Origin of the sequence: Waltera intestinalis (assembly GCF_009695995.1) — a bacterium.
Lineage (GTDB): Bacteria > Bacillota > Clostridia > Lachnospirales > Lachnospiraceae > Acetatifactor > Acetatifactor intestinalis.
Genome location: NZ_VUMU01000015.1, coordinates 58,479 through 84,554, shown reverse-complemented (window position 1 = coordinate 84,554; position 26,076 = coordinate 58,479). Strand labels below are relative to the sequence as shown.

The following is a 26,076-nucleotide window of genomic DNA, read 5'->3' as shown; positions in this document are numbered from 1 at the left end:
TAATTCATTTGTGGGTGTCTCCTCTGAACAATGATTTTTATTAACCGCCAAGTTAACAATCATTATTCTATGGTAGGCACTCATTTTTTGCAAACCGGTTATTTGTTACTTAACAGGAATGCTCCTTGTATAAAACTGAATCTAATTATATTCCTTAACCCTTTATTTGTCAAGCTGACAAACTAAAGCAGAAAAAGCGGCAGGATTTCCCCCTGCCACTAATCATCTGTTTATGCAAAAATAATTTCCTTTTCCACAATCTCCCTCGCACAAGCCCTTATGTTATTGAGGCATCCTGTCCATTCTAAGGCGTTTTCTGCCTTTAGCTGTTCCGTTATGCCCTGTGCCTGTTTCATACCCTCTATGAGCCTTTCAAAGCGTTCCTGTGCCTGTCTGTTGATGTCGGCAAGGTAGGCGTTTAGCCTGCCGCTTGTAAGAAGATTGGTGTATGTAACTTTACGGTACTGTTTTAGATAATCTAAATGCCGTTGCCCCCAGATGCCTATTGCCTGTTCTTCTTCGGCGGGTACAGTTAAGCACGGTATCAAATAATCCCCTTGCCTTTCGTATTTGCCGCCCAGTTCCTCAAATAATGATTGTACAATAGACAACTATTTATCTTTACCGGAAGGAAATACATATCCAACAATAGAGGAACTATTGACACATACTTCAGGCTATAAAGGATATTATTTAGAAAGTCCTATGGTTTCTAACTTTTTTAATGGTAGAAATGATTTTTATGGTGTTACAAAAGAAATGGTTTCTGACAAAGCAGGAAACTTGAATATGAATAAAGCAAGTTATGATTTCGTATATTCTAATTATGGTTATGCAGTATTAGGACTTGTTCTTGAGTCAGTATATGAAACGGAATATACAAGCTTGTTAAATGATTTTGCACAAAATGAATTATGTTTAACCTCAACACAGATTTCTGATAAAAGCGGAGACCTTGGAAAGTATTGGGATTGGAAAGAAGGCGATGCATATTTGTCAGCGGGAGCTGTCACATCAAATATTGAGGATATGCTTTTATACGCACAGATGCAACTTGAAGATAATTCATATTTTTCAGATTGCCATAATAGCCTGAAAAGCATTAATGCATCAACCGAAATGTATAAAACCATGGGTATTCATATGGATGAGATAGGAATGTCTTGGATTCTTGATAGTAAGAATAACATCATATGGCATAATGGTGGTACAGGAAATTATAATAGCTATCTTGGTTTTAATCCCGAAACAGGTACAGCTGTTGTTGTGCTTTCAAATCTCGCCCCGAATTATAGAGTCCCAGCTACTGTATTAGGTGTAAAATTGTTATTAGAACTTGATAATGAGAAGTGAAACTTCCAGTTTGTCGAGCCGATGTGTTAGTTAAGAAACTTGTAATTTAGCATATAGATTTTTCTTAAAAGGGTAAAAACAAAATGGCGGTGAAACAGTAGAAACATACGTTGACCGCCACTTTGTATTAGCTGGATGTAAGACTTATTCTTTTTCTGCCCACGCTTGCCCCGGGTTTGCCCTGACTTTGCCCTGGGTTTGCCCTATGGTTGCCCCATAGATGCACTTGTTAAGCAAAAATAGCTGTGTTATATTTATAATGCACAAAGGAATGCGGAAGCGAAGAAAACGAACCGGATCCGATGTGCATTTTCTTTTGCAAAAGTTAATATGGAAAACGTAAGCGTCAGCTTGTGATCAGAAATGGTTGTGAGTCTGGCGCTTTTTAGTTGCCCGAAAACAGAAGGGACCAGATGACGATCCGGTTCCTTCATTAATCTAAATATGAAAGGAAATTACAAAAATGGATTTTAATGAATTTAAAGAGCAGTTCACAGAGGATGTGAAGCAGGGACTTGCAGATGCAGGTATTGAGGCAAAGGTTTCTACTAATACAGTTGAGAAGATGAATGAATCTTATGAGGCAATGACAGTTACTCCAGAAGGCAGCAACGTCGGTGTGAATGTAAATATGGAAAAGTTCTTCGAAGCTTATGAGAACGGAACTGATTATGAAGCAGTTGTTGGAAAGGCAATCGGCGTAATTGAAGGTGGTTTTGCTAATCAGCCTACAGTTGATGTGTCAGCCTTAACTGATTACGATCAGATGAAGGACAAACTTATTATGGAAGTTGTTTCTGCAGAAGCAAATGCAGACATGCTTGATAAGGTGCCACATAAGGAAATGGAAGATATGGCCGTTGTATATCGCTTCGAGATTGATTCAAACGATGATGGCCGTGCTACTATCCTTGTTACAAATCAGCTTATTGAAACAATGGGCGTTACTCCTGAACAGCTTCACGCTGATGCGATGGAGAATGCACCGGAGCTTAAGCCTGCAGTCATTAAGGGCATGAGCGAAGTAATGGCTGAGATGATGGGTGTGAGTACTGAAGACCTTGCGATGATGGGAATGCCTATGGATCCTGCAGATGAGCAGATGTTTGTAGCCAGTGTTCCTGATAAGATTCACGGTGCAGGAGTTCTTGCCTACCAGGATTTCATGGACCAGGCAGCTGAAAGAGTCGGTGGTGACTTCTTCATTTTACCTTCGAGCATCCACGAGGTTCTCATTGTTCCGGATAATGGAAACATGAGTCTTAGCGATCTTGAGGCAATGGTTAAGGAAGTAAATGCTACTCAGGTTGCTCCGGAGGATAAGCTTACCGACAGTGTATATCACTATGACAGTCAGGCTAAGATTTTCGAGCTTGGTGAGAAGTTTGTTGAGCGCCAGTCTGAAAAAGAAGCTGGCATTGAGGCTGAAGCTTCTGAAAAGGGCTCTGTGCTTGATGAGCTTAAGGCTAAGAAGGATGAAGTTGCAAAGCAGCCTAAGAAGGAAGCTGTAGAGAAAGCTGTTAAGTCAAAGGGTTCAAAAGGCGAAGAACTCTAAAATAATTGTCACGATTCTTACATAGTTTTCGTGACAGAAGTTAATCAGGCGTCAGCCGGGGAATTATCCTCGGTCTGGCGCTTTTCTTATGCAAATTTTTAGTTGAAATCAGGAGGATATATTAATCATGTCTAGAGAATTTAATGTAGGAAGAACAATGACTCAGAATTATTCATCAGTAATAGGAAGACCGGAACCTGTGGCTCATCCACTCAATTGCAATGCAGAATGTCCATATGGTAAGGGCAAGTCTTTCTGTTTCCCATGCATGGCAAAGATTATGGCAGAGCACAATGCTGCTAAGAAGGGCAATGTAAAGGAAGCAGATAACAAGGAAGCTTAATCATGGAATTTGATTACTTTTATAAGGAGCAATCAGACCAGTTTGCATTTTATCGGATTCCGAAGGTCCTTATTACAGAGGAATTCTTTCAGGAACTGTCTATAGATGCAAAGCTATTGTATGGGCTGCTCCTGGATCGTGTGTCACTTTCATCAAATAGTGGATGGTTTGACGAAGAGGGCCGGGTGTATGTGATTTACACCATTAAAAGTATCATGCGTGATTTACACTGCGGAAATAAAAAAGCAGGCAGGTTAATGGCTGAACTGGAGAAGTTTGGTTTGATAGAGAGAAAGTCAAGAGGGCTTGGAAGACCATGGACAATCTATGTGAAAAACTTTAGTGGACCCATGTTAAATGGACATCTACAGGCGTGTCAAAACAACACTTCAGGAGATGTTATTACGACATTTCAGGACAGGTCAGAACAACACACTAATAATACTAATATTAATAATACTAAAAATAATGATACTAATCCTATCTTATCCGGAGCGGATGTGGATAACGATGAGAGAGAGACATATTATCGTTATTTCTATAAGCAATTGGAGATTGAGATTATGAGGCAGAGATACCCTATGGATGGAGATGTACTTAGTGCCCTGGTAGATATATTAGTAGATTCAGTTTGTTCTAAGAGAAAGACCATACGCATTGCTGGGGATGATAAGCCTATCAATGTGGTGAAGTCTCAGTTTATGAAGCTGAACTCATCACATGTGGAATATGTCATGGATTCACTGAAAAGTAATACAACCAAGATTCGTAATATAAAGCAATATATTTTGGCTACGCTTTATAATGCGCCTCTTACTATGAGTAGCTTCTACCAGGCTGAAGTTCTTCATGATTTTCCGCAGTTTACAAAGAAGAATTAGGTAGATTCAAAGGAGACAGTATGAAAAATATAGAGATAAATATCCAGCTTGACCCTGTTAAGGATGGAATTAGTTGGATGCCTAAAAAGGTAAAACAGGAGGGCAAGTATGCTCTCGTAATTGGTACCAATGGCAAGTATCGCCTGATCGATGAAAATGAGGCGGTTGATATACTGGAAAGGTTTGAAGGTAATTGTGAATCTGATTACATAGGCCACACCGGATTTGTTGTGGTTTGTAATAAAAAGAAGATTATCAGAACCGGTGATTCCAGATTTATTGCCGGAAGTGTACTTATTGTGAAGGCTGGAAAGCATGGAACAGATTTATTGACTGAAGAGGAAGTAGAAAAAGCCAAGGCAGAGTTTGCCTGTAGACTTGCAACCTTATGTGCAGATGGAATTGAATTCTCTGCATATGAGATGGATTAGAGGAGGAGAGTAAGATGAGTAGAACAATACCAAGAGCATACGTTACAGCAGCGTGGAGCAAGAACAGAGTAGATGCAGAGAGTGAAGCCAGAAAGTATTGTAAGGAACTTGTTAAGGCAGGATATTTGCCTCTTTGTCCGGTTCTCGCATTTAGCGGAATTATCAGTGACAAGGATCCGGATGCGGAGAAGAAGCGCAGGGAGATGTCTGAGGATCTTTTAAAGCGTGCCAGATTTTTGGTGGTATGCGGTGATGAAATCAATGATGATGTGAGAGAGGATATTTCTATTGCAAAGCATTCGAAGGTGATTCCTACCACACTCTCCGGAGTACTGGAATGCAGGTAGCTCTGGCTTAGAAAGGAGGCTGAAACGTGCAGGAAGAAGTTGAACAGAAATCAGTCAACCTGGCTGTCAAATCCTCAAAGGTAACTGTACAGGTGCTATATAAGGGCTTAAAGGCTTTTATTAATCATCAGAAAAGAAAGGCAGCTATGAAGGCTGCAGAAAAGGATGAGCCTATAAAGGGCGAGCAGTCTGTAAAGGAGCTGATTGGTCAGGGGCAGGGCGTTTCAAGTATGCCCATCGGTGATGAGGGTGTCAAAGACTTTAAGAAAATCTGTAACAAGTATGGAGTAGATTTTGCCATTGTAAAGGATAAGACGCAGGATCCGCCTCAGTTTACAGTGTTTTTTAAGGCGAAGGATGCCGATGCCATTACGCAGGTATTAAAGGAATACTCTGCAAAACAAATGAAAAAGCAACAGAGACAGCAGAAGCCAAGTATCCTAGATAAGCTTAAGAAATTTAAGGATATTGTGGCAAAGACTCCGAGAAAGGATAAGGAAAAGAGGAAGGAGCAGACCAGGTGAAAAAGGTAAATATGAAAAAGCTCCTGATTCTAAATGTACCGTATTTTTTGATTGGAGCTGTAGCAACAAACTTAGGTGAAGCATGGCGAATTGCATCTGGCACCAATATGTCAGAGAAGCTTCAGGGAATGGTAACAGGTGGCGCATTCAGTGCTGCTTTTTCTAACCCTATGCCAAGCCTTCATCCAATTGATTTATTAGTCGGTTTAGCAGTTGGCGGCGCACTCAGGCTGGCTGTATATCTTAAAGGCAAAAATGCCAAGAAGTACAGACACAATGCTGAGTATGGTTCTGCCAGGTGGGGCACGCATGAGGACATAGAGCCTTTTATTGATAAGGAATTTTCTAATAATATGCTCCTGTCACAGTCGGAGCGACTTACCATGAATGGAAGACCACCGGAACCTAAATTTGCACGAAATAAGAATGTGCTTGTGGTAGGTGGTTCTGGTTCAGGTAAGACGAGATTCTTTATCAAGCCAAACGCCCTCCAAATGAATTCTTCACTGGTAATTACGGATCCAAAGGGTACAGTAGTTAATGAAATTGGCCACGCCCTGGTGAAGAATAATTACCGCATGAAAATCTTTAACACTATCAATTTTAAGAAGAGTATGCACTATAATCCATTTGCATATGTGCATGATGAAAAGGACATTTTGAAGCTGGTTACAACCCTGATTGCAAACACAAAAGGGGAAGGAAAAGGTGGGGACGAGTTCTGGGAGAAAGCCGAAAAATTGCTATATTCAGCGTTAATCGGCTATATCCATTATGAGGCTCCGGAGGAGGAACAGAACTTCACAACGCTGCTTGAAATGATCAATGCGATGGAGGTCCGCGAGGATGATGAAGAGTTCAAAAATCCGGTGGATTTGATGTTTGATGAGTTAGAGGAAAGAGATCCTGATCACTTTGCTGTAAGGCAATATAAAAAATATAAATTAAGTGCCGGCAAAACAGCTAAATCGATCCTAGTGAGCTGTGGTGCGAGACTTGCACCATTTGATATTAAAGAGCTCAGAGAGGTTACAGCCTATGATGAATTAGAGCTGGATACCCTGGGAGATCAAAAGACATCTTTATTCCTGATTATGTCAGATACAGATGCGACTTTTAACTTCTTAATCAGCATGATTTACACGCAGCTCTTTAACTTACTTTGTGAAAAGGCAGATGATGTGTATGGTGGAAGATTACCGGTACATGTAACCTGTCTAATCGATGAGATGGCAAACATCGGTCAGATTCCGAACTTGGAGAAGCTGATGGCAACCATCCGAAGCCGTGAGATATCGGCATGTCTGGTACTGCAGGCAAAATCGCAGCTTAAGGCAATTTATAAAGACAACGCAGATACCATTATTGGTAACTGTGATTCCCAGATATTCCTGGGTGGTTCTGAACAGACGACTCTTAAGGACCTGAACACCACGCTCGGTAAAGAGACAATTGATATGTATAACACAGGTGAAACCAGAGGTCAGTCACAGAGCTATAACATGAACTATCAGAAGCTTGGTCATGATCTGATGAGTATTGATGAACTGGCAGTCATGGACGGATCAAAATGCATTGTGCAGGTTCGTGGTGTAAGACCATTTTTCTCAGATAAATATGACCTGACGAAGCATCCAATGTATCATTTAACAGCGGATGCGGATAAGAGGAACTGGTTCGATATTGAGAAGTTCCTAAAGAAGAGAGACAACTTAATATTGAAAGCAGATGATCAATTTACGGTCATCGAAGTAACTGAGTAATAGCTCTTTTGGAAGTATATCACTTCTGAAGGAGCTTTTATTATGTCCCCAAGCTGGGGACGAATTCGCGCGAATTGTCAGCTTCAGTCGACGGGAGCCGGCAGCAACTAATCAATTATACATCGGCAAAAAATCAAAATATTGCCGAAAGATATGAATTTATGGAGGAAAAACAAATGGCATTTTTTCAGAGCGCAGTAGGAGTATTACAGACACTCGTTATCGCACTTGGAGCAGGTCTTGGAATCTGGGGTGTAGTAAACCTTATGGAAGGTTATGGTAATGATAATCCTGGTGCAAAGTCACAGGGAATGAAGCAGCTTATGGCTGGTGGCGGTGTAGCCCTTATCGGAACAACACTTGTACCTTTGCTTTCCGGTTTGTTCTAAGAAAGAGCATGACAGGATCATGCGAGCTTTAAGCATAGGAACCGGCAGGTTAGGGATGAGTCCTTGGCCTGCCTTAATCAATAATAAATATTAAATTTGGAGGAAAACAAAATGGCATTTTTTCAGAGCGCAGTAGGCGTATTACAAACTTTAGTTATCGCACTTGGAGCAGGTCTTGGAATCTGGGGTGTAGTAAATCTTATGGAAGGTTATGGTAATGATAATCCTGGTGCAAAGTCACAGGGAATGAAGCAGCTTATGGCTGGTGGCGGTGTAGCCCTTATCGGAACTACTCTTGTACCACTTCTTTCTGGTCTTTTCTAAGAAAGAGCATGGTAGATCCATGCGGGCATAAGCTCAGGAAATATAAATCTTATTGACGAATAATTGTTATGAGTATATGATTATACAGTGGGATATCCCACAAAGAGGAGATAAGATTTATGAGAGTGGAAAAAGAGTACACAACACATATAGATAGCAAAAAGAGAATTACTCTTAGAGGAGCACGTTATCAATATTATAATGTAAAGGAATATGATAATGGATGTATTCTGCTGGAACCCAGGGAACTTACAGTTCCTAAGGATATTTCATCACAAACTCTAGCAGATATGGATAAAGCTATAAGCAATATAAAAAAAGGTAAAGTATCGCCCAAAGTTGATTTATCAGACTTCTAGGATGTAACTCAGTTTTGATAATCGTATTGTGAAAAAAACTAAATATGCAACATGGCAGTTAAGGCCGATCAGAGATAATCTGACCGGTCTTTTATTATGCCCAAATTACAAATAATGAATTTTAGGAGGAAAACAAAATGGCATTTTTTCAAAGCGCAGTAGGCGTATTACAGACATTAGTTATCGCACTTGGAGCAGGTCTTGGAATCTGGGGTGTAGTAAATCTTATGGAAGGTTACGGTAATGATAACCCTGGTGCAAAGTCACAGGGAATGAAGCAGCTTATGGCAGGTGGCGGTGTAGCCCTTATCGGAACAACACTTGTACCTTTACTTTCCGGTTTGTTCTAAGAAAGAGTAAGTAACTATTGGAACAGGGCCAGCAATCGCTGGTCCTTTGGAAAGAAGAGGAGGTAACAAGTGCAAAGCATTATAGATTCTATTGTGGAATGGCTTAAGGAACTGCTTGTTACAGGCATTATGGGCAATCTTACAAATACCTTTGATTCAGTGAATGCACAGGTAGGACAGATTGCGACAGAAGTTGGTATGACACCAAATACATTCTCACCGGCAATATTTAACATGATTAGAAACCTTTCTGAAAATGTAATTATGCCGATAGCGGGATTGATTTTGACTTTTATTGCCTGTTATGAGTTGATCCAGCTAGTCATCAGCCATAACAATCTGGCAAACTTTGAAACCTGGATCTTTTTTAAATGGGTCTTCAAGACCTTTGTAGCAGTAACACTGATAACAAATACGATGAACATTACCATGGCGGTGTTTGATGTAGCACATTATGTGGTAAGTCAGGCAGGTGGTATTATCACCGGAAGTACAGCCATTGATGCAAGTACACTTGCAACGATGCAAAGCACCTTGGAAGCGAAGGATGTGGGAGAGCTGTTAGGCATTTTCCTGATGTCCTTTATCGTGCAGTTCCTGGTGTATATCTTATCAGCACTTATTTTTGTTATTGTTTACGCACGAATGATTGAGATTTATTTGATGGTCAGCCTTGCACCACTTCCTTTTGCAACTTTTGGCAACAAGGAGCAGAGCATGATTGGCCAGAATTATTTGAGATCTTTATTCGCACTTGGATTCCAGGGATTTTTGATTATGGTATGTGTGGGAATTTATGCAGTACTGATTCAGTCCATTGCATTCTCATCAGATATCATTGGAACACTTTGGGGAATTGTAGGATATACGATTCTTCTTGCGTTCACACTGTTTAAGACAGGTTCAGTAGCAAAGAGCGTATTACACGCACATTAAGGTTTAAGGGTACAGAAATTGTAAAAATTGCAAAAATGGTACCCTTAACCGGCAATTATAGAAAGGAATTATTATGGCAGCATCATATATTTCAGTGCCTCGTGATCTAACGAAGGTAAAGAGTAAGGTGATGTTCAACCTGACAAAAAGACAGCTGATCTGCTTCGGTCTGGCGGCGCTTGTAGGAGTGCCATCATTCTTTTTACTGAAGCTTGCATTTTCAATCAGTACATCCGTGATGATCATGATGGTCATTATGATGCCATTCTTCTTTTTGGCGATGTATGAAAAACACGGTCAGCCCTTGGAGGTATTTTTGAAGCACTTTATTCAGGCTAACTTTGTAAGACCAAAGACGAGGCCATATAAGACAGACAATTATTACGCAGCCCTGATTCGTCAGGCAAAAGCAGAAGAGGAGGTAGAAAAAATTGTTCGAATTTCTGAAGAAAGAGAAAAAGAGAGAGTTCGCGATGCCAAAGCATCTGACTAAGGAAGAGCAGGCTTTAGTGAGAGAGGTTATTAAGAATGCCCAGAAGGATGATGGGGTTCCCCGCACTGCCCAGCAGTCCATTCCATTTGACAGAATGTTTCAGGATGGTATCTGCAGAGTGGGCAATGATTATTATACAAAGACAATTCAGTTCCAGGATATCAATTATCAGTTAGCTCTTCAGGAGGATAAGACAGAGATCTTTGAGGAGTGGTGTGCATTCCTGAATTTTTTTGACAGCTCTGTGCATTTCGAACTTAGCTTTATGAACATGGCAACTGACGCAGAGGCCTTCAGCAGAAGTATTGCAATCCCTCACAGAAAGGATGATTTTAACGAAGTCAGAGATGAGTACAGCACCATGCTTTTTCATCAGATGGAGGCCGGTAACAACGGTCTTACTAAGACAAAGTTTTTAACCTTTGGAATTCATGCAGATTCCATGAAGAGCGCAAAGCCTAGACTGATTCATATTGAGACAGATATTCTTAATAACTTTAAGAGACTTGGCGTACTTGCAAAAACCTTGAATGGTAAGGAAAGACTGGAGCTTATGCATAAGCAGTTCCATATGGGCGATGATGAGAAGTTTAACTTTGACTGGAAATATCTTGTGAATTCAGGATTATCGGTTAAGGATTTCATTGCACCTAGCAGCTTTGCATTTCCTAATGGAAGAAGATTTCAGATGGGTAGTCTTTATGGCTGCATGAGTTTCTTATCCATTGATGCATCGGATATCTCAGACAGAATGCTGGCAGATTTTCTTGGTATGGAGAGCAGCCAGATTGTGACAATGCATATCCAGTCAGTGGATCAGAATGAGGCAATTAAAACAATCAAGCATACCATTACCGAGCTTGATAGAAGTAAGATTGAGGAACAGAAGAAGGCAGTAAGAGCTGGTTATGATATGGATATCATTCCTTCGGATCTTGCCACCTATGGTAAGGATGCGAAAGCACTTTTGAAGGAATTGCAGTCACAAAATGAGAGAATGTTTTTGCTTACATTTCTTATCATGAATACCGGAAGAACAGAGCAGGAACTTGAGAATAATGTATTCCAGGCTAGTTCCATTGCACAGAAGCATAACTGCAATCTGGTAAGACTTGATTTCCAACAGGAGCAGGGACTTATGAGCTCGTTACCTTTGGCTAACAACTTAATCGAGATTCAAAGAGGTATGACAACCTCAAGCACAGCAATCTTTGTACCATTTACAACACAGGAATTATTCCAGGCAGGAAATGAATCACTTTATTATGGATTAAATGCACTTTCCAATAACCTTATTATGGTGGATCGAAAGATGCTTAAGAATCCAAACGGACTTATCCTTGGTACACCTGGTTCCGGTAAATCATTCGCTGCAAAGAGGGAGATTGCAAATGCATTCCTTGTAACAGATGATGATGTAATTATCTCAGATCCTGAGTCAGAGTATTCACCGCTGGTGGAAAGATTCGGCGGTCAGGTTATTAAAATCAGTCCCACATCAACACAGTATATCAATCCAATGGACATCAACATGAATTATTCGGATGATGACAATCCGATTGCTCTTAAGGCAGATTTTATTTTGTCATTATGTGAGCTGATCGTTGGTGGTAAGGAAGGTTTGCAGCCTGTTGAGAAGACGGTTATTGACCGTTGTATTCATCAGATTTATCAGAGATACTTTGAGGATCCGGTACCGGAGAAGATGCCTCTACTTGAGGACCTTTACAATGAGCTATTAAAGCAGGATGAAGCGGAAGCCAAGCATGTAGCGACTGCTCTTGAAATCTATGTATCCGGTTCCTTAAATGTATTTAATCACAGAACCAATGTAGAGCTGACAAACCGACTGGTATGCTATGACATCAAGGATCTTGGTAAGCAGCTTAAGAAAATCGGAATGCTGGTTGTGCAGGACCAGGTATGGGGAAGAGTTACAGAAAACCGTTCCCAGGGTAAGAGTACCAGGTACTACATGGATGAGATGCACCTTCTTCTTCGTGAGGATCAGACTGCAGCATATACAGTTGAAATCTGGAAACGATTTAGAAAATGGGGTGGTATTCCTACCGGTATCACACAGAATGTAAAGGATATGCTTGCATCCAAGGAAGTGGAGAACATCTTTGAAAACTCTGATTTCATTTATATGTTAAATCAGGCCGTAGGTGACAGAGCCATCCTTGCAAAGCAGCTTAATATAAGTCCACATCAGTTATCCTATGTAACACACTCAGGAGCTGGTGAAGGGCTTATTTTTTATGGCAATGTAATCCTTCCATTCGTAGACAGATTCCCTACAGACATTGAGCTTTATAAGATTATGACTACCCGCCTTTCTGAGGTGCAGGAAGCCAAGGATGAAAAAAAGTCAAAGTAGTCGAAGGGAGTAAAAAAAATGGATGAAGAAAAATTCACACGTCAGGCGCGCTCCTCCCATAGAAGGGTGGAGCCTGAGGCCCAGACAAAGGAAAAAACTTATAGCAGTAAGTTGAAAAATGACACAAGCCGTGGTGAAGCTATGAGAAAGAAGCTTCGTACCGGTAAGGCAGATACAGCAGCTGAAACACTGAAGGAAAAGAAACATAGGGATAAGCTTCGTGCCCAGACAAAGAAAAAGGGTGCTCCTAAACCTGTGGATGCTGCAGTATCAGCCAAAGCGCATAGCCAGTTCGCAGAAGCAAATCAGGATGATAATGCCGGTGGAGATGCAATTAATGCTGGAACCCAGGCAGTGGAAAATGGTCTGTATTATGCAAAGGTAAAATCCCATGATAAGAAAACGGATGGCTATGGCAAAAAGCTTCATAAGAAAAAGAAGTTAGAGGAAGCCAGGGAATTTCAAAAGGGAAAGGATGCTTCACTTACTTCAGGTACTACTTCAAAGGAACTTCAAAAAAACAGAATGAAGAAGGAAATCCAGCGTAATGCCATAAAGCAGAGATCAAAGGAAGCCGCAAATGGTGCAGGAAGCGTAACAAAGAACTTCGTGGATAAGGCTGAGGACATGGTTGGAAAAATGGCTGAAGCTATTACGGAGTTTTTGACGAAGTTTGTGAGGGAGCATCCATATGGAGCCATCATAGCAGTACTTATACTGATGGTGGTTCTTGTAATTGTAGCTTCTCTTACATCCTGCGGTGCAGGTGCAGGTGGAGTCAGTAATATGACATTATCAACTAGCTTTACCGCTGAGGATGATACGATTATTGCAGTAAATGATGACTATACCGGACTGGAGGCAGACCTTCAGAGGGAAATTGAAAACATCGAAACGGATTATCCCGGATATGATGAATATAATTACAGTCTCAATGAAATATCCCATAATCCATTTGAACTGGCAGCTCTTTTGACAGTTTTATATGAGGATTATACAGAGACTGAGGTTCAGGCAATGCTGCAGACCATAAAGGATAACCAGTACACACTGACCAAGACAAGAGTGGTGGAAACAAGGACCAGAACAGTGACCAAGTGGCACTGGGTAACAAGGTACAGGACGGTCATTGTAAATGGAGTTGCTACTCAACAGTCCTACCAATCTTATGAATCATATCAGGAGGAAGAGGAATACGAGTATTACATTTTGAATGTAACACTTACCAATCAATCCATTGATTATGTGGCAAGAAATATGGGCCTTACTGCAGAACAGTTGCAGAGATATGAAATACTTTTGGAAACCTTCGGTAATAAAAAGTATCTGTTTGAAGATGATCCATATGCAGCGCCACAGCCTGGTGATTATCAGGATTATACAGTTCCGTCAGAGTATTTAACGGATGTGGAGTTTGGAAATATGCTTCATGAGGCAGAGAAATATCTTGGATATCCTTATGTATGGGGAGGCAGTAGCCCAAGCACAAGCTTTGACTGTTCCGGCTTTGTAAGCTATGTCATTAACCATTGTGGTAATGGCTGGAATGTGGGAAGGCAGACAGCAAACGGACTTCTGAATAACTGCACCAGAGTATCCAAGAATAATGCCAAGCCAGGGGATCTGATATTCTTCCAGGGCACCTACGATACAAGTGGTGCCAGCCATGTAGGAATCTATGTGGGTGATGGAATGATGATTCACTGTGGTAATCCAATTCAGTATGCAAGCATCAATAGCAGCTATTGGCAGAGTCATTTTTATACTTTTGGAAGATTAAACCATTAGGATGGAAAACTGTCCATCTAAATGGAATAAAAATTCCAGAGAAACGTAAAGGGCGCGGGAAACCGTGCCTTTTCTAATATCAATTTTTAGAAAGGAAACAGAGTATGGCAGATGTTAGATATGAAAAGCTTGATCGAATCCGTGAAGATATTAAGAGAGATAAGGCAAAGGTAGCCAAGCTTCAGGAGCAGATCAAGGTAAAGGAAGCAAAGCTTAAGGAAGCGGAAGCAAGTCAGATTGTAGCAGATGTTGGTGCGATGAACATGACACCGGAGCAGCTTGGAGAGTTCCTAGCACTTATCCAGTCCGGCAATTTGAATGAGCTTCTTAGCGGAAAAACAAAGGTTGTTACTACCGTGAATAGTAGCGAAGTTAATGAGGAAGAAAACGAAGATCTTTATGAAGACGAGGAGGATGAAAACAATGAAGATTAGTATTACAAAGAAGTTAGCCGGAATGGTGATTGCAGGTTCTACTGCTATTTTTACAATGATGCCTATTACTGCTTTTGCGCAGGTACCGGAGGAGGAAGCCCAGGTGTGCATCTGTGAAACAAAGTGTGATGAGGCGCATATCAATCCTGAGTGTCCTGTGTGCTCATATGATTATGCGTACTGTGAAGGCAAGGAGCCTGAGGTAACAGAAACAGAAGATGCAACTGAGACTGATGCAGAGAAAGAGGAAGAACCAATGGGACCTCTTACTCCGGATGGAAATCTTGAACTTGTAGATGATTACGGCTCCCTTGAAGTTGGTGGTAAGCAGTTCATTACTGTTGTTACAAAGTCCGGTAATTATTTTTATATCATTATCGACCGTGATGATCATGGAAATGAAAATGTTCACTTCTTAAATATGGTGGATGAATCAGACCTCTTAGCACTTATGGATGATGAGCAGGTAGAGGAATATATGAATAAGACTGGTGTTGGTGAAAAGGATGGCCAGACAACTGTTGTAGAGGATGTTACTGAAACGGAAGCTGAGGAACCTGAAGCAGAGGTTGAAAAGCCGGTTAAGAAAAATAATTCTGGAATGATTGTAATTGTATTACTAGTAATCGGTGGTGCTGCAGGTGGATATTTCTATATCACTAAGGCAAAGAATAAGAAACCTACTAAGAATTCTGGTGTAGATCCTGATGCGGATTACAACGAGGATGAAGAGGATTATCTTGGTTCAATTCCTGAGGACGAGGATGATGTTATTGATATTCCTGAAATCGATGGAGATGATGACATCGAAGAGGATGATGAAGAGGAATAATATACTTCAATAATTTGTAGTGGTTCAGGTGGCAATAAATTGTCACCTGAATATTAAAAAATATGATACAATACTCCCATAATAATGGGAGTGCAAAATTGACTATTACCACATAGAATTAACCTTGCGGGAGGCTAAAAAGATATGGAAGAGAAAAGAATTTTACTTGGTGATCGTATAAAGGAGCTTAGAAAAGAAAGGAGGATGACACAGGAAGCTCTGGCCAATGCAACTGGGATAAGTCAAAGAACAATAGAGGATTATGAACAAGGAAAAGCGAAAACACCAAGCGCGGTAACAGTATTGCTTTTATCTTCTTATTTTGAGGTTGAACCTGCAAATCTATTATATGGTGGCGGACAATCCGCAAATTCAATGAATAATGGAGGTAGTTCTATGAACATTTATGAGAAAGCAATTGTCGAAGAGTTAAAGCAGATTACTGATTTCAATACGATTAAAGAAATTCATGACACTGATCTTAATGGTACTGTTCTTGGAAAACTGTCGCTTACGGAGGACCTTATTACATTGGTTAAGACTGATTGGGAGAATAAGAAATTATTAAAAACAAAAGAGAAAGATGGCAGCGAAAAGGTTCACAAGTTTAGGCGCCATTACGTTAAAGATACAATTCTTCTTTATTGTCAGAGCCGCATGAATTATATCAGTAAATACCAGCTTAGAAATGGCGTTGAAATTTTGAATGAGATGAATGGTTTAGTCTAGGTTATAAAATAGAAACAAATATATTTTTTAGAGCATCTACGGTTGTAGATGCTTTTTATTTTGGAGGAAAAACAATGGGTAGAAAGTCAAGATACACAGAATATGCTAAGGGCATGAATAAGGGAACTGCCGCAAAAAATGCGACAACCACTAAGAGCAAATCTATTAAAAACAAACTTCAGGAATTGAAGGAAAAATCAAAGAAAGGGGATAAATAATATGGCAGATTTTGATAAGAGTAAATTTGATCCCAAGGCTGCAGCTGAAGCCAGAAAGCAGGAAATGGAGCAGATGGCACAGAAGCTTGAAGCAGGTGTAAAGGATGTATTCCAGGGAGAGAATTATAAAGCATACCTGGATTTTTGTGCCAAGATGCCAAGGTATTCCATTAATAATCAAATTCTCATTATGATGCAGAAGCCGGATGCAACTATGTGTCAGTCCTTTACTGGATGGAAGGAAATGGGCCGATTTGTAAAGAAGGGTGAGAAAGGTATCCGTGTTATGGCTCCTGCACCATACAAGATGGAAAGAGAGCAGGATAAGATGGGAGCTGATGGCAAGCCTGTACTTGATAAGGACGGCGAGCCTGTAAATGAAGTAGTTGAGGTTAAGGTAAATGCCTTTAAGCCGGTCAGTACATTTGACATTTCTCAGACGGAGGGTGAGCCTGTGCCAAGACTTGGTGTAGATGAACTTACCGGATCTGTAGAAGGATATGCAACTTTAATGGAGGCAATCAAGCAGGCCAGTCCGGTTCCAATTTCCTTTGAGAATATTGAATCTGGTGCTAAGGGATATTTTCAGGTAGAGGAAAATCGAATTGCAATTCAGGAGGGCATGAGTGAAGCCCAGACCGTAAAAACTGCACTTCATGAAGCCAGTCATGCATCACTTCACAACAAGGAAGCAATGAATGCTGACAGCGATAAAAAGTCCAGAAATCAGAAGGAATGTGAAGCGGAATCCGTGGCATATGTTGTATGTCAGCATTATGGAATTGATACTTCAGAATATTCCTTCCCATATGTGGCAGGCTGGTCCTCTGATAAAGAGGTACCTGAGCTTAAGGCATCTCTTGATACTATCCGCAGGGCTGCGTCTGATTTGATTGTAAAGATTGATGAAAAAATCGCAGAGCTTACTCAGGGGCAGGAAAAGAATCAGTTCGCTGAGATTAATCAGTGGATTGCGGAGCATGCTGACGAGCTCCCTTTCGATAGTCCGGAGGCGAATCAGCCAGCAGGGTATATTGAGATTACTCCTCCGGTAGATATGAGCAGTCTTAAGGCAGATACGCCACTTGAAATCACTGTGGACGCAGCAAAGGAGCCTACAAATGATGAGGCAGATAAAGCACTAGATAGTAAGCAGGATGAAAAGGAAAAGTCGGAGAAAAAGAAATCTGTGAAGAAGCAGCTCTCTGATAAAAAAGAGAAGGCTGCTAAAACAGCCAAGCCTAAAAAGGTAGATACAAAGAATCTTGGGGAAGCAATCTAACTTCCCTCTTAAAATGTAAAATTGGAGGAAAATGAAATGGATATTAGAAAGTACATCACAAAGAAAAATGTAATTATTGGAACAGTAGCTGGTACTGCAATTATCGGTGGAATCGTAGCATTTATTGTTAGACATCGTAAGAAAAAGGAAAACGATGAATTCCTTCGTGAAGAGGAAGATTTTGATCTTGATTACTTCGGAGATGAGTTCTGGGATGAGGATCTTGACGATGAGGACGAGAAAGTGTCTACAGTTAATCCTGAAATTGCGGAGAGAGTGGCAAAGTACCATGATGCTACAGAGAAGCTCCTTAAGGAACTTGAGAATGGCACTTATGGAAAATAATATCGGGAGGTAGCGTATGAATTTAGTGATTGCTGAAAAGCCATCAGTTGCTCAGTCCATTGCAAAGGTCATAGGTGCTACTACCAAGCATGATGGGTACCTGGAGGGATCTGGGTACCTTGTCAGCTGGTGTGTAGGTCACTTGGTAGAACTGGCAGAACCTGAAGAATACGATGGTAAATATGAAAAATGGAGAAAAGAAGATCTTCCAATTATTCCGGGTAAGGATGGGATGGATTGGAGATATCAGATAAGTATGGCGACCAAGAAGCAGTTCAATATTCTGAAAGAACTGATGAAACGAGAAGATGTTGACTGTACTACCAATGCCTGTGACGCAGGTCGTGAAGGTGAACTGATTTTCAGACTTGTATATGACAAGGTGGGGTGTAAGAAGCCTATTAAGAGATTATGGATATCATCCATGGAAGATGAAGCTATAACAGATGGATTTGCTCATCTTAAGGATGGTGCAGATTATGAAAAGTTATATGAAGCAGCATTATGCCGAGAGCGTGCCGACTGGATTGTTGGTATCAACGCTACCCGGCTTTTTTCAACTCTTTATGGTCAGACATTAAATGTAGGTCGTGTTATGACACCGACTCTTGCATTAGCAGTAGAAAGAGAGGCTGCAATTCATAGCTTTAAGCCGGAAAGCTTTTATACAGTTATTCTTAATTGCAATGGTGTGATTCTTTCCAGTGATCGAATTGGTGATAAGAAAAAAGCAGAAGCCTTAGCGGATGAATGTAATCTCATTGGCGAGGTTCTTATAATTGATGCCAGCAAAAAGGAAAAGCAGGAAAAGGCACCGGCACTTTTTGATCTTACCAATTTACAGCGTGAGGCAAATAGAAGACTTGGATATACTGCACAGCAGACTCTTGATTATACTCAGAGTCTTTATGAGAAAAAGCTGGTTTCTTATCCAAGAACTGACAGTAGATTTCTTACGGAAGACATGGAAGCGAGCTTACCGGGTCTTATCGCAAAAGTAGAGAAAATTGCAAAATGCGAAGCAACTGCAGAGAAAAATATCAAGGCAGTTATTAATGGCAAGAAGGTAACTGATCACCATGCAATTATTCCTACAGCTTCTGTGGATAAAGCTAACTTAGAGGAACTTCCTTCTGGCGAACGCGAAGTACTTAAGTTAATTGCCACAAGACTTTTAGAGGCGGTATCTGCTCCATGTAGATATATGGAAACTGTGATTGATGCAGATTGTAATGGTCATCAGTTTAAGGCCAAGGGTAAGCAGGTCATTGATGAAGGCTGGAAGGCAATCGCACCATCCAAGAAATCAGATAAGGATGAGGATAATGATCAGGAGATTTCTGCAGGTATTAATGCTGGGGAAAAGCTAAAAATCAATTCAAAGGAATGCAAAGAAGGTAAGACATCTGCACCTAAATCATTTACAGAGGACTTATATTGTAAAGGGTAGTTAAGAAAAAAGCACAAGAAAGGACAAAAAATGAGAACAAAAAAAGCAGAAAATGAAAAGATTACTGCCCTCTACGAAAGACTTTCTCGTGATGATGAAATGGTAGGGGACAGTAACAGTATCGTCAACCAGAAGAAGATGCTTGAGGACTATGCAAAACAGAATGGCTATACCAACATAGAGCATTTCACAGATGACGGTTATTCCGGCGGTTCATTTGACAGACCGGACTGGAAAAGAATGGTAGCAGGAATTGAGGACGGAAGCATTGGCACAGTCATTGTAAAGGATATGAGCCGGATAGGGCGTGACTATCTGCAGGTGGGCTTTTATACGGAGGTCATGTTCAAGGAAAAGGAAGTTCACTTTATTGCGATTGCAAACGGAGTTGACAATCAGAAAAGGGAGAGCAGTGAGTTCGCCCCATTTCTAAACATCATGAATGAGTGGTACATTCGTGACTCCAGCCGGAAAGTGACTACGGTGCTTCGTGCAAGGGGAATGGAGGGAAAACACACCACCAATAATGCCATTTACGGTTACCGGAAAAGTGAGGAAGATAAAAACCAGTGGGTAATTGACGAAGAAGCTGCCGAGGTGGTACGCAGGATATACCGGATGTCTCTGGAGGGAAAAGGACCCTATGAGATTGCAAGGATACTGTCGGAGGAACAAATCGAACGTCCATCCTATTATCTTGCCAAGCGGGGACTTGGAACCTGTCGTTCCAACAATAATACTGCAACTCCTTATGTGTGGCGTGGGGCAACGGTGAGGGATATTCTTTCCAAGCCGGAGTATATGGGACATACCGTAAATTTCCGCTCGTATAAAGAGTCTTACAAGGATAAGAGGGCAAAAAAGACACCAAAAGCGGACTGGGTTATTTTCAAGAATACACAGGAAGCAATCGTTTCTGAAGAAATGTGGAATAAGGTGCAGGAACTGAGAAAGACCGTCCGCAGGACGGATACAGTCGGCGAAGCCAATCCATTTACGGGACTTTTGTATTGTGCTGATTGCGGTGCGAAAATGTATAACCATCGTGGCGGAGCAGGAAGGGCAAGAAATTGGAAAGGGGAATTAAATGGAAAACGCAGACCGGAACGTGATGAGTATAACTGTTCCACCTATAACTTAAGCAGACAGAATTATGATAAACAGTGCAGCCAGCATTATATCAGGACAGAGGTTGTAAGAAAGCTGGTGCTGGAAACCATCAAAGCGGTCAGTGATTATGTGATTACCAATGAGGAGGAATTTATCAACAGGATATATTCCACTTCGAGAGACAAGCAGAAAGAGAGCATAAGGTCTTTAAAGCGAAAAATTGCACAGGATACCAAGCGTGTAAACGAGCTGAATATGCTGATGAAGAAACTGTACGAGGATAATATCAGCGGAAAGCTGTCAGACAAGCGTTTTGAATTTATGCTCAGCGAGTTTGAAAATGAACAGGACACCCTTGAAATATCAATGGAAAATGCCAAAGCCGAGATTGAAAAGTATGAGAGTGATACAGTCCGGGCAGACAAATTCATAGAACTTGTGAAACGCTATACGGATTTCAGTGAATTAACTACCCCCATGCTGAATGAATTTGTGGAAAAGATACTTGTCCATGAAGCGGATTATTCAAGTGGTGAAAGGGTACAGGAAGTGGAGATTTACCTGAACTTTATCGGGAAGTTTGAACTGCCTGTAAAAGAGCCGACTGCGGAAGAGATTGCAGAGCACGAAAAGCTGAAAGCACGCAGGGCAAAAAAAGCAGAATATAACCGCAGATACATGGAAAAGCGGAGAAAGCGTATCGCAGAGGAAGAACAGAAATCAAAGGAAGTAACAGTGAACGGTTAAGGGTATGGAGGATAGAGAGCTTATGAAACAGGAAGAAGTCAGAAAGTGTACAAAGGTTGTGGAACTGTTCCGCAGTATGATGGATGAATTGGGAGATATGTGTGTGGTATATGATGTCAGGTTCGGCTTTATTGTACTGGAGTATTACATGGACGGGTATTTTGAAAATAATTCCAACTACGACAATGCAGAGGACTTGTATCATCACCTGTTGGATAAATGGAAATTCTGTTGGATTGTGGATAAGGCAAAGGTCAACGGGACAGAAGAATTTGAAGATTATGAACCTTCATTGACAAAGGAACAGCGGACAGAAAGGGATAAGGCTTTAGCACATTTTGAAGAAGCATTCCGGCAGATACAGACGGAATAAGAAAGTGTCACAACATCTGAGGGGGCAATCGGTTTGAACACTGATTGCCTTTTCTGACAGGAAATGGACGATTTAAGACGTTCCTGATGAAGGGACAGGTAAATATGCCTTGAAAGCCTTTTGATACGCTTAAAGGGCATAAAAAACGAAAAAAGGCTACATAATTTGAACATTTTGAAGGAGGGTATCACAGTGGCGAGGATGGGTAAAAAAGAAAAACGGTTGTGGGTGTTCTTTTTGAATGACAAGAACAGGATACAATATAATGACCAGTGCAAGAAGTGTGTGCATGAGTGTAAGCAGAGCTTTCGGTGCATGATTGTGTGGTGTGGGAAGTATTACTCTAAGCGGAGGGAAAGGTAGAACAAGAGAAACCAAAGACCAAGAGTCAGGAAACAAGTTTATAAAGTTTTATGGAAAGAGCAGGTAGCAATCTATCTGCTTTTTCCTGTTATGTGGCTATCGTAAGCAGAGAAGATTAAGTGACGAGCAGAGGGAACAGGAAAGGTTACGGATAGAGAAAATCAATTCAAGCGATAATAATCGGGAAATATAGAGCGAATATAGAGCCGATTTTGATAATTTTTTCGGTTTCGTTCCATTTCAAAAGGGTTTCGTTCCATTTCACAGAAAAAATATATTTTTTTGCCGATAAAATAAATGACAGATTATATATAAGACTTGTCAGGATTAGAGGTGTAAAATTTATGGAGGTAGCAATCGTCGATGACGAAAAAGTTATCAGGGAGCAGATAAAAAAGCTGGCTGTAAAATATGAGCCGGAGTGCAATGTTAAAGCCTATGAAACAGGAGAGGAGCTGTTGGCAGAGGGAAATAAGTATGATGTGGTGTATCTTGATATTCAGATGGAGGGCATGAATGGCATTGATACCGCCAGAGCCTTGCGGGAAAAACAGGAAGATACGGTGCTGATTTTTGTTACCGGGGTTAAGGATTATGTCTTTGAAGCCTTTGATGTTGCTGCTTTTCACTATCTGCTGAAACCAATCGAAGAAAGCAAGTTTGCGGAAGTATTTGACAGGGCGGCAAAAGAAGCAGAAAAACGGAAAGAGAAGGGGCAGAAACAGCTTTTTATTAAAACAAGGCAGCGGAACATTACCCTTGAACAAAAAAATATTTTGTATATCGAAAACAGAGGGAGGAAAGCAGAAATCCATACGGTGGATGAAACAATAGAAATCTATGCGGCTATGGTTGAATTAGAGAAACATCTGGGTGGGGAATTTTACCGCTGTCACAGAGGATACCTTGTAAATATGGCATATATCACAGAGTACAGCAATGACAGTATACGTTTAAGTGATGGAGAAAGCATTTACTTGGCAAAGGAAAAGTACAATGAGTTTGTGAAAGAGTATATGCGGTATCTGCGGAACGGAGGTACAGCCTGTGTATGATGTGTTAAATGTATGTCTTGAAATAATCGTTGCTTTGGGGCATGGGTATTGTCTGCAATACTTTTTGGGAGCATTTTTAGAAAGCAGACTTCCGAAATGCAAGTGGAACGGCTTATTCGTTGCTGTCCTGTATGGAGCATTAAAGCTGCTGCTGAATTTACTTATACCGTCAGGCTATGAAAGTACGGTAATTATTGAGAAGCAGATATTGCTGTTATTTATGCTGATTGCGTTGGCACTCTGCTTTTACAAGGCAGTTCATACTATTACAGTTTTTCTCGTGGTTACATTTATGGCAGTAAGTGAAATCAGTTTCTTTCTGGCATATATGGTTATACAGGCAGGAAATGGATTATTTGACTTATGGAGCTGGTGCGTGGGACAGGGATATATCACGTCTACAGAAATCTTTGACCATATTATCAATTGCACGGTAACAGGTATGTATATAGTGATGTATCTGGTCTTTGGCATGATATTATATGCCACACTGAAAAAGATAAAAAAGGATTTTCGGGAAAAGGAATATGCCATGCACAGGACGGAACTTTTATTTATCCTTACACCGGGGATGGTTGGTCTGCTGATATGTATTTTGCTGAGGATTATCATGGTTACAGTGGAAAATGGTCAAATGAAACTGCTATATGACAAATATCCGCTGCTCTTATGGATTGTTCCAGTAATACTGATTTTATCGCTGTTATCAATTCTGTACAGCATAAAGCTGTTTCAGGATATGATTTATCTAAACAGAGAAAAAAGCAGCAGGATTATTTTGGAAAAGCAGATAGGCAGTATGCAGGAGCACATGTCAGAGATGGAACGTGTTTATTCTGGCATACGGAGTATGAAGCATGACATGAAAAATACCCTTGCGGTAATTATGCAGCTTGCCGCAGGAAAATGTGAAAAGGAAAATACAGACTTGCAAACGTATCTGAGCGAGCTGAACCAGACAATGGACAGACTGGAAATTCAATTTAAAACGGGAAATACCGTTGTTGATACCCTGCTTACTATGAAGTACCACGAGGCGGTAAAGATGATACCAGACCTGCAGATGGATACGGAAAGACTGCTGTTTCCGGATACCCTGCTGATTCAAAGCTATGATATAGGAATTATTTTAGGCAATGCACTGGACAATGCAATCGAAGCGTGCAGGAAGTTAAAGGGAAAAGAACCTGATGCGGAAACTTTTATCCGGCTATCTTCTTTCCGGAAAGGGAAGATGATTTTTATGGAAATAACAAACAGTTTTGACGGAAATGTAATACGGAAGTGGCAGTCTGAATTTCCGGTAACTGATAAGGCAGACAAGGAAGCGCATGGAATCGGTCTTACCAATATCAAAAATGCCGCAGGAAAGTATCATGGCGGCGTGGACTGGTCGGTAGATAATAAGGTGTTTACACTATCCGTCATGCTGCAGAATGAAAGGAGAAGCAATGAGTAACACAATGAATGTAAGTTATATGTCGAGAGTATATAACAATTTTATCAACAACTATGAAACAAAGAGCGAATCTAAATCAGCCACAACCTTTGGTGATAAAGTGACAGAAAAGAGGGGGGAGGCTGCAACGGTTTCGGAAACGCAAAGCGCAGGCACTATTACCACTAGGGATATGACAATGGAAGAATATAAGCAGTATATTTATGATAAGATTTCACAACTTCCAATGCATCCTACTAGAATGAATGAAACAATATCTATTACAATTTCTGATGCAGGATTTGAGGCAATGAAAAATGATCCTGAATATGAAGCATGGGTACTGAATGATTTGCAAGTTGGTTGGGCGCAACCGGATAATTGGTCAGGCATATGTGGAGGAGCTTTTTCAACAATATATTATGGAGCCACTAAGGAAGAATGCCATGCAGAAATGTGGCGTGCGGGTTACCAAAATGGAAATGGAAAGAGATTATATGAAGATAAATCGGAAAATAGTTTTTGGGAGCGTAGAGTAGAACGCAAACGGAGATTAGAAGAACAATATGAAGAATTACAGGAAAAGAAGATACTTGCTAAGAGAATGGCGCAGGAACAATATTATGAAGAACTATTGGAGCGAAAAGCGGAGAACAGCCGATTCATGCTGTCATTGAATGGTGAAAAACGGATGTCACAGGTGTCTGCCGCTTATGAAGCCAATGTTATGACAGACTTTACTGAAGGCAGTAGCTATATTGGATAAAAGATACGAATAACAGCATAGGCAATTCTGACTGACAGAGGAATTGCAGAAGATAGAAAATAGCTTGACAGGAGGAATATTAAAATGGCTATTGGTGGAATTGGCACAAAAGGTTATACAGTAGGATATGAAACAAGACGGACGGATAGAAATACAGCAGGGAGGAATTTTGCAGGGGAGATAGAAAAAACTGTAAATGTGGATAATATAGCGGCATGTAACAAGACCTTTGAATTGCAGGGAAGCGGTGCGATATTATCAACCATTCATGTCCAAACAGGAGAATCTATAGGGATTTATTATGATGAAGAGGCTGGCGGCAATCATATGGTTGCAAAGATAAAAGGAACAGATGGTTCGGAAAAGGAAATCAAGATTGATCCTGATAAGGTAGATCCATCAAATGCTTCTTATGTAGAAATGTTGGCATTGTCGGCACATTTAAAGCAGCAGGGAAAGATTGATAGTCCGGCAGGAGGAATTGTTGCAATGACGATGGCAAAGCGTGTGCAGGAAGCCAATGCAAGGCAGGGAGAAATCTATGATAAGAGCAATTTTTTAAGTGAAATGCAAAGTACATTAGAGGATTGCCTGAAAAATGGTTTGATGGACACTTATATGCGGTACATAAAAGAAGTGGGTATATATGCTGCTATGACAGGCAGAAGCGCATAGGCAATTCTGACTGACAGAGGAATTGCAGAAGATAGAAAATAGT

The 26,076-nt window shown here is 40.7% G+C and carries 30 protein-coding genes; 29 read left to right on the top strand and 1 reads right to left on the bottom strand.

The genetic code is table 11. The annotated features are described in order from the left end of the window. Positions 1-230 precede the first annotated feature (230 nt). Positions 231-605, bottom strand: coding sequence for a TnpV protein (locus FYJ59_RS11475; protein ID WP_013291955.1), 375 nt, complete (start codon positions 603-605; stop codon positions 231-233). A 55-nt stretch (positions 606-660) separates the two neighbouring features. Between FYJ59_RS11475 and FYJ59_RS11470 the strand changes: the two genes are divergently transcribed. The 29 genes from FYJ59_RS11470 to FYJ59_RS11330 all read left to right on the top strand — a co-directional run bounded on the left by FYJ59_RS11470 (position 661) and on the right by FYJ59_RS11330 (position 26,033). Then, on the top strand, positions 661-1,353 hold the full coding sequence (locus tag FYJ59_RS11470; protein ID WP_010073961.1) for a serine hydrolase domain-containing protein: 693 nt from the start codon (positions 661-663) through the stop codon (positions 1,351-1,353). Between the two features lie 463 nt (positions 1,354-1,816). Beyond that, positions 1,817-2,908, top strand: a complete 1,092-nt coding sequence (locus FYJ59_RS11465; protein WP_154497371.1) for a DUF5688 family protein — start codon at positions 1,817-1,819, stop codon at positions 2,906-2,908. Between the two features lie 127 nt (positions 2,909-3,035). Continuing rightward, positions 3,036-3,251 (top strand): hypothetical protein, encoded by a 216-nt coding sequence (locus tag FYJ59_RS11460; protein ID WP_154497369.1) that lies wholly within the window; start codon positions 3,036-3,038, stop codon positions 3,249-3,251. 2 nt (positions 3,252-3,253) lie between these two features. After that, positions 3,254-4,132, top strand: a complete 879-nt coding sequence (locus FYJ59_RS11455; RefSeq protein ID WP_154497367.1) for a DUF6017 domain-containing protein — start codon at positions 3,254-3,256, stop codon at positions 4,130-4,132. 20 nt (positions 4,133-4,152) lie between these two features. Then, on the top strand, positions 4,153-4,563 hold the full coding sequence (locus FYJ59_RS11450; protein ID WP_154497365.1) for a hypothetical protein: 411 nt from the start codon (positions 4,153-4,155) through the stop codon (positions 4,561-4,563). Between the two features lie 14 nt (positions 4,564-4,577). Next, entirely contained in the window at positions 4,578-4,910 is a 333-nt protein-coding gene (locus FYJ59_RS11445) for a DUF7768 domain-containing protein (protein ID WP_154497363.1), read from the top strand. Between the two features lie 26 nt (positions 4,911-4,936). Next, positions 4,937-5,434 (top strand): PcfB family protein, encoded by a 498-nt coding sequence (locus FYJ59_RS11440; protein WP_328597238.1) that lies wholly within the window; start codon positions 4,937-4,939, stop codon positions 5,432-5,434. Positions 5,435-5,445: 11 nt separating this feature from the next. Continuing rightward, the gene (locus FYJ59_RS11435; RefSeq protein ID WP_154497385.1) at positions 5,446-7,197 is read left to right on the top strand and encodes a VirD4-like conjugal transfer protein, CD1115 family; all 1,752 of its coding nucleotides are present in this window, start codon (positions 5,446-5,448) and stop codon (positions 7,195-7,197) included. Between the two features lie 176 nt (positions 7,198-7,373). Next, positions 7,374-7,586 (top strand): Maff2 family mobile element protein, encoded by a 213-nt coding sequence (locus FYJ59_RS11430; protein WP_058351282.1) that lies wholly within the window; start codon positions 7,374-7,376, stop codon positions 7,584-7,586. A gap of 111 nt (positions 7,587-7,697) precedes the next feature. Next, on the top strand, positions 7,698-7,910 hold the full coding sequence (locus FYJ59_RS11425; protein WP_058351282.1) for a Maff2 family mobile element protein: 213 nt from the start codon (positions 7,698-7,700) through the stop codon (positions 7,908-7,910). A gap of 119 nt (positions 7,911-8,029) precedes the next feature. Beyond that, positions 8,030-8,269, top strand: coding sequence for a hypothetical protein (locus FYJ59_RS11420; RefSeq protein WP_154497361.1), 240 nt, complete (start codon positions 8,030-8,032; stop codon positions 8,267-8,269). A 137-nt stretch (positions 8,270-8,406) separates the two neighbouring features. Next, complete coding sequence (locus tag FYJ59_RS11415; protein WP_058351282.1) at positions 8,407-8,619, top strand: Maff2 family mobile element protein; 213 nt, start codon at positions 8,407-8,409, stop codon at positions 8,617-8,619. Between the two features lie 69 nt (positions 8,620-8,688). Beyond that, complete coding sequence (locus FYJ59_RS11410; protein WP_328597237.1) at positions 8,689-9,555, top strand: VirB6/TrbL-like conjugal transfer protein, CD1112 family; 867 nt, start codon at positions 8,689-8,691, stop codon at positions 9,553-9,555. A gap of 73 nt (positions 9,556-9,628) precedes the next feature. Beyond that, positions 9,629-10,048, top strand: a complete 420-nt coding sequence (locus FYJ59_RS11405) for a PrgI family protein (RefSeq protein ID WP_154497359.1) — start codon at positions 9,629-9,631, stop codon at positions 10,046-10,048. After that, positions 10,029-12,428: a VirB4-like conjugal transfer ATPase, CD1110 family gene (locus FYJ59_RS11400; RefSeq protein ID WP_205839531.1), complete on the top strand. Its 2,400-nt coding sequence runs from the start codon at positions 10,029-10,031 to the stop codon at positions 12,426-12,428. Before FYJ59_RS11405 ends, FYJ59_RS11400 begins: the two co-directional genes overlap by 20 nt. 18 nt (positions 12,429-12,446) lie before the next feature. Next, positions 12,447-14,216 (top strand): C40 family peptidase, encoded by a 1,770-nt coding sequence (locus FYJ59_RS11395; protein WP_154497355.1) that lies wholly within the window; start codon positions 12,447-12,449, stop codon positions 14,214-14,216. A 104-nt stretch (positions 14,217-14,320) separates the two neighbouring features. Beyond that, complete coding sequence (locus FYJ59_RS11390) at positions 14,321-14,650, top strand: DUF4315 family protein (protein ID WP_154497351.1); 330 nt, start codon at positions 14,321-14,323, stop codon at positions 14,648-14,650. After that, on the top strand, positions 14,640-15,482 hold the full coding sequence (locus tag FYJ59_RS11385) for a DUF4366 domain-containing protein (RefSeq protein ID WP_235898013.1): 843 nt from the start codon (positions 14,640-14,642) through the stop codon (positions 15,480-15,482). Before FYJ59_RS11390 ends, FYJ59_RS11385 begins: the two co-directional genes overlap by 11 nt. A 144-nt stretch (positions 15,483-15,626) precedes the next feature. Further along, positions 15,627-16,211: a helix-turn-helix domain-containing protein gene (locus FYJ59_RS11380; protein ID WP_154497348.1), complete on the top strand. Its 585-nt coding sequence runs from the start codon at positions 15,627-15,629 to the stop codon at positions 16,209-16,211. Positions 16,212-16,285: 74 nt separating this feature from the next. Then, on the top strand, positions 16,286-16,429 hold the full coding sequence (locus tag FYJ59_RS11375) for a hypothetical protein (protein ID WP_154497346.1): 144 nt from the start codon (positions 16,286-16,288) through the stop codon (positions 16,427-16,429). Position 16,430: 1 nt separating this feature from the next. Continuing rightward, on the top strand, positions 16,431-17,711 hold the full coding sequence (locus FYJ59_RS11370) for an ArdC family protein (protein WP_154497344.1): 1,281 nt from the start codon (positions 16,431-16,433) through the stop codon (positions 17,709-17,711). Positions 17,712-17,747: 36 nt separating this feature from the next. Next, positions 17,748-18,056, top strand: a complete 309-nt coding sequence (locus FYJ59_RS11365) for a hypothetical protein (RefSeq protein ID WP_154497340.1) — start codon at positions 17,748-17,750, stop codon at positions 18,054-18,056. 16 nt (positions 18,057-18,072) lie between these two features. After that, the gene (locus FYJ59_RS11360; protein WP_154497337.1) at positions 18,073-19,506 is read left to right on the top strand and encodes a DNA topoisomerase; all 1,434 of its coding nucleotides are present in this window, start codon (positions 18,073-18,075) and stop codon (positions 19,504-19,506) included. A 30-nt stretch (positions 19,507-19,536) separates the two neighbouring features. Continuing rightward, positions 19,537-21,363 (top strand): recombinase family protein, encoded by a 1,827-nt coding sequence (locus FYJ59_RS11355; protein ID WP_154497335.1) that lies wholly within the window; start codon positions 19,537-19,539, stop codon positions 21,361-21,363. A gap of 22 nt (positions 21,364-21,385) precedes the next feature. Then, positions 21,386-21,736: a hypothetical protein gene (locus tag FYJ59_RS11350; protein ID WP_154497333.1), complete on the top strand. Its 351-nt coding sequence runs from the start codon at positions 21,386-21,388 to the stop codon at positions 21,734-21,736. A 707-nt stretch (positions 21,737-22,443) separates the two neighbouring features. Next, the gene (locus FYJ59_RS11345) at positions 22,444-23,154 is read left to right on the top strand and encodes a LytR/AlgR family response regulator transcription factor (RefSeq protein ID WP_154497331.1); all 711 of its coding nucleotides are present in this window, start codon (positions 22,444-22,446) and stop codon (positions 23,152-23,154) included. Further along, a complete protein-coding gene (locus FYJ59_RS11340) occupies positions 23,147-24,613 on the top strand; it encodes an ATP-binding protein (RefSeq protein ID WP_328597236.1) in 1,467 nt (488 codons plus the stop codon). The genes FYJ59_RS11345 and FYJ59_RS11340 overlap by 8 nt, the downstream gene beginning before the upstream one ends. After that, positions 24,606-25,358 (top strand): hypothetical protein, encoded by a 753-nt coding sequence (locus tag FYJ59_RS11335; RefSeq protein ID WP_154497329.1) that lies wholly within the window; start codon positions 24,606-24,608, stop codon positions 25,356-25,358. The genes FYJ59_RS11340 and FYJ59_RS11335 overlap by 8 nt, the downstream gene beginning before the upstream one ends. A gap of 84 nt (positions 25,359-25,442) precedes the next feature. Next, the gene (locus tag FYJ59_RS11330) at positions 25,443-26,033 is read left to right on the top strand and encodes a hypothetical protein (protein WP_154497327.1); all 591 of its coding nucleotides are present in this window, start codon (positions 25,443-25,445) and stop codon (positions 26,031-26,033) included. Positions 26,034-26,076: the final 43 nt, after the last annotated feature.